The following is a 3,733-nucleotide window of genomic DNA, read 5'->3' as shown; positions in this document are numbered from 1 at the left end:
GCTGGCGGCGGCGCCCGCCGCGGCGGGCCGGGCCGAGCCGCCCGAGGCCGAGTCTGCGATCTGCGTGCTGGCCTCGTTCGAGCCGTTGACAATTGTGTCGAAGTCGCTGGTCAGCTTGTCGCGCGAGATGGCGCGCAGCGTTTCGGCGTAGCGGGTGCCGGCGCCGTAGTAGCTAAGGCGCGAGACCAGCGCCAGCAGCATCGCGCCACTGCGCACGCGGCTTTCACCCAGGGTGATCGAGGCGGTCAGCCAGGACTCTTGCGCCCACTCGGTGAGCAGGCCCGCGAACACCGGCCGGCCAGGGTTGCCGTTCTTCAACTGGGCCAGGCTTTCGTCGAGTTGCGCGGTCAGGCGCAAGGGGTCGATATCAAAGTGGGCCAGGATGCAATGCACGTCGCCGCCGGGCTCTTCAACCAGCCTGCGCAGCATGTGTTCAACGGCAATTTCGTAATGGTTGCGGGCCAACGTCAAGCCGGCGGCGCCTTCAAGCGCGGCCGAGCAAGTGGGATTCAGGCGTGCGAACAGGGGTTTCAGTTCCACCAGCATCATTGCAAAGGCCTCTCGGAGATTCGTGTTGATTCGGTTTCAATCGGCAGGAAGATCTGGTCGTAGCGTGGCCACGGCCCTGTGGTGTCGCCGGGTACCTGCTCCGGCAACCACGTGTTCAGTCCCAACGTGTGCCAGCCTTCGCCCAGGCTTGCGCCGGGCCGCTGGGGGTCTACATTCAGCGCCAGCTCGCAGCGCAAAGGCGTTTTCAGATACAGCGCGATCGCATTCACCAGTTCGGTGTAACGCTCCGTGCCTGGCAGCAGACCGGCCAGGCGCTCGGCCGATATGGGGCCGACATGCACCCGCAGGGCGCCCGCGCGTTCGTCGATGCGACTGCCCAGCAGGGTGTCTTCTCCCAGGCGGCATGCCTGTTCGCCCAGCAGGCACTGCGCGGCCTCTGGGATGGACACCGTTTCCGTGACGCACGGCTCGACTTCCACCGGCAGGTTGTCCAGCAGCCCCGACACGAGCGACTGCAGGCCCAGCGCGGAACGCGGGAACTGGTTGAAGTTGCCCGCATGCGGAAGCAGGGCGCGCGCGGCCTGCCAGCGCGTACCGCGTTTGCCGCCCAGCCCGACCAGCGCGAACAACTGGTCCAGGCGCGAGGAGTCGCGCCTTTCGGCGACGGCCAGCCACAGCCGGTTCTTTTCCCATGCGCGGAACAGCAGCGGATACAGCGCGGCGTGAAAAATATCGAGAAAGTCGCGCGCGGTGGAGTTGCCCTGCAGATATTGGTCGATCAGGTCTTCGGTATAGAACGTGGGCAGCGGCGAGGTAACCCCATACAGCCCGAAGAAATTTGCCGTGATGCGGTACTTGCCCGCGTCGTCGCGTTCGATCGTCTCGATATCGCGGTCGGGAAAAGACAGGGAAACCGACGGGCGCACGCGCACATCGCGGTTGAACACCGCCTCGTCGGGGTTGCGCAAACGCAGCAGACGCAACGCCTGGAAGAAGGCGTAGCGATGGCCTTCTTCCAGCAGTGGGTCGGTGCCCGACACCGCTACAGCAGGCGATAGCGGCCGATCTTGGCGGGCCATGTCAGGGTCTCTCCGTTGACGGTATCCACCAGCGTCAAGGCGCTGAAGGTGTTCAGGGCGATGGTGCCGGCCAGGAATTCGTCCAGCACGGTGCCGAACAGGAACAGGCTGCCCGGCCCGGGGAAATGGTCCCCCCGGCATTCGATGCGCACTTCGCTGCCTTGCACCGGCATGCCGCGCACGATGCGGCGTGCCGACTCGACGCTTACGCTGGTAATGGATTCGATACTGCGGCGCGCCGCCGCGTTGCGCTGCGCGTCCACCTGGCGTGGTGGCACGTAGAGCGACAGCAGATCGCGCAGTTGTCCTTCACTGGCAAGCGCCAGATGGTTGGCGTTCAGGTGCGACAGCACGCGCCATAGCAGGGCGCTGTCAATGACGGGGGGGCAATGCGGCGTCACGCCATGGATGTTGCGAAACCCCACGCGGGGGGGCGAGTTGTCCGTGGGCTCGCAGATATCGCCCAGGCGCAGGCCTTCGGGCAGGTCGCCGTGGGTGCAGGTGAGCCGCGTGGAAAGCGTTTGCATCTGCGGCATGCCGCCTTCGGTATAGGGCAGGCTCAGGTAGTGGTCGTAGCCGCGATGCAGGGCGGAAGGCCGGATGCTGATGTTGTACGAGGCCTGGTCGCCGCCACGGAAAGCGGAGAAGGGATGGTATTCACGCTCGACCCCATCGGCGCCGCGCGCGCTGACGGCATCGACGGAAAAAATTCGCTCGGCGGCCTTGCTGGTGCGGGCAACGGGATGGATGCGGTAGTCCGGCTGCAGGTGGTCCACCCTGATCGGGTGCGCGTCCTGGCTGAACAGGTTGGCGGCCGGCGTCGCGTTCATGATGAAGCTGGACGGGCCGACCGCGGGCGCCCAATCCGGCACCTGGTCGAACACAAGCTGTATCGAAAAGCCTTTCGCGGCGCCGCGCGCGGTCCATGTCGACAGGCCTGTGAAATCCAGGAACAGCAGCTTCTCCGGCAGCGCGAAGTACTCGTGCAGGACGCGCCAGGCCGGGTGCGCGCCGGGCGGCCACGGCAGCAGTTCAAGATCGGGGCGCAGGCCCGCGGGTTCGATGCTGGACGGCGGCAGCACGGTGATGGGGCCGTTCTCGGCGCTGACGCGCACTTCGCGCACGTAGCGTTGCAGCAGCAGGAACAGCCGCGCGGCATCGGCGGGTGCGTCTCCCAGGAACATGCGTACCCGGTCGCCTTTCCAGTCGGCCGCCGCGGGTCCTGACATGGTGAATTGCAGGCGCAGCGAGCGCGGCCGCGTGCCGCCGCCTTCCCACTGCGCGGACTTCAGTTCAACGGGTTCAAGCGTGACGGGAAACGAGGCGCGGAAAATCGTGCGCTGTCCGTCCACGGGCACCGAGGCGAATTCCGTACCCGCGGGAATCGTGACCGGTCCTTCCAGTGTCGAGCGCGGCTCGTAGCGCATGATCGTCATGCAGGGCAAGGGCCGCAACATGTGCGGAAATAGCAATTGCGCCAGGTTCTGGATGAATTCCGGGAAGTCGTCATCCAGGCGGTGCCGAATCAGGCCGGTCATGAAGGCGACGCCCTCGAGCAGACGCTCGACGTCGGGGTCGCTTGCGCTATCCGCGCCCAAGAGCGGCGCCAGCGCAGGGTTGCTCGCGGCGAATTCAGCCGCAAGCGTGCGCAAATAGCCCAGTTCCTGTTCGTAGTAGCGGTTCAACATGCCTTATTGCCTTCGCAGTGAAACTTTGCCGTTGGACGCCACGTGCGACGCCAGCCGCACGGGAATTTCGCGGTCGTCCACCGCGATGAAGCCTGAAATGGCGAAGCCCAGCGAAAGGACTTCGTCCTGCGTATTGGTGAAAGTGATCTGCGGCTGGCGCAGACGGGGTTCGTAACGCTGGATCATGCGGCCGATGTCCTCGATCATCTGCGTAGTCGTGCCGCTGCTGAACGAGCCCGCCAGATTGGTGAAGTCGGGCACGCCAAACGACAGGTCGATGGGCACGCTGCCCTGACGCGTGTTCAGGATGCGACGCAAGTGGTCCAGGATCGAGTCGACAAGAACCTCCGCCCGCGTGATGTGCGAACGTTCAACGTCCGAACCCAGGCTGGCGATGCGTTCAAGCAGGCGGTGTTCTCGCATGGGGATGCAGGCGGGGGGGGGGGGGGGGGGGGG

The 3,733-nt window shown here is 65.6% G+C and carries 4 protein-coding genes; all 4 read right to left on the bottom strand.

The window, feature by feature from the left end:
• Window positions 1-549: Clp protease N-terminal domain-containing protein (locus ACE04A_RS24620; protein WP_485820621.1), on the bottom strand; the 549-nt coding region annotated here is incomplete at its 3' end.
• Entirely contained in the window at window positions 546-1,589 is a 1,044-nt protein-coding gene (tssG, locus tag ACE04A_RS24615; protein ID WP_100854061.1) for a type VI secretion system baseplate subunit TssG, read from the bottom strand. The genes ACE04A_RS24620 and tssG, both read right to left, overlap by 4 nt.
• Complete coding sequence (gene tssF, locus ACE04A_RS24610; protein ID WP_279994367.1) at window positions 1,553-3,277, bottom strand: type VI secretion system baseplate subunit TssF; 1,725 nt, start codon at window positions 3,275-3,277, stop codon at window positions 1,553-1,555. The genes tssG and tssF overlap by 37 nt, the downstream gene beginning before the upstream one ends.
• Before the next feature lie 3 nt (window positions 3,278-3,280).
• Window positions 3,281-3,733 (bottom strand): type VI secretion system baseplate subunit TssE (gene tssE / locus ACE04A_RS24605; protein ID WP_485820620.1); only part of this gene is annotated, 453 nt, incomplete at its 5' end.

This window comes from Achromobacter colocynthidis (assembly GCF_057334535.1).
The sequence above is the reverse complement of the archived record's forward strand: the minus strand, read 5'-3'. Positions and strand labels throughout refer to the sequence as shown.

What these genes read in the sequence shown, in the direction of transcription:
- tssG (WP_100854061.1), bottom strand. Translation starts at nt 1,589, where the DNA reads ATGGCCCGCCAAGATCGGCCGCTATCGCCTGCTGTAGCGGTGTCGGGC.
- tssF (WP_279994367.1), bottom strand. Translation starts at nt 3,277, where the DNA reads ATGTTGAACCGCTACTACGAACAGGAACTGGGCTATTTGCGCACGCTT.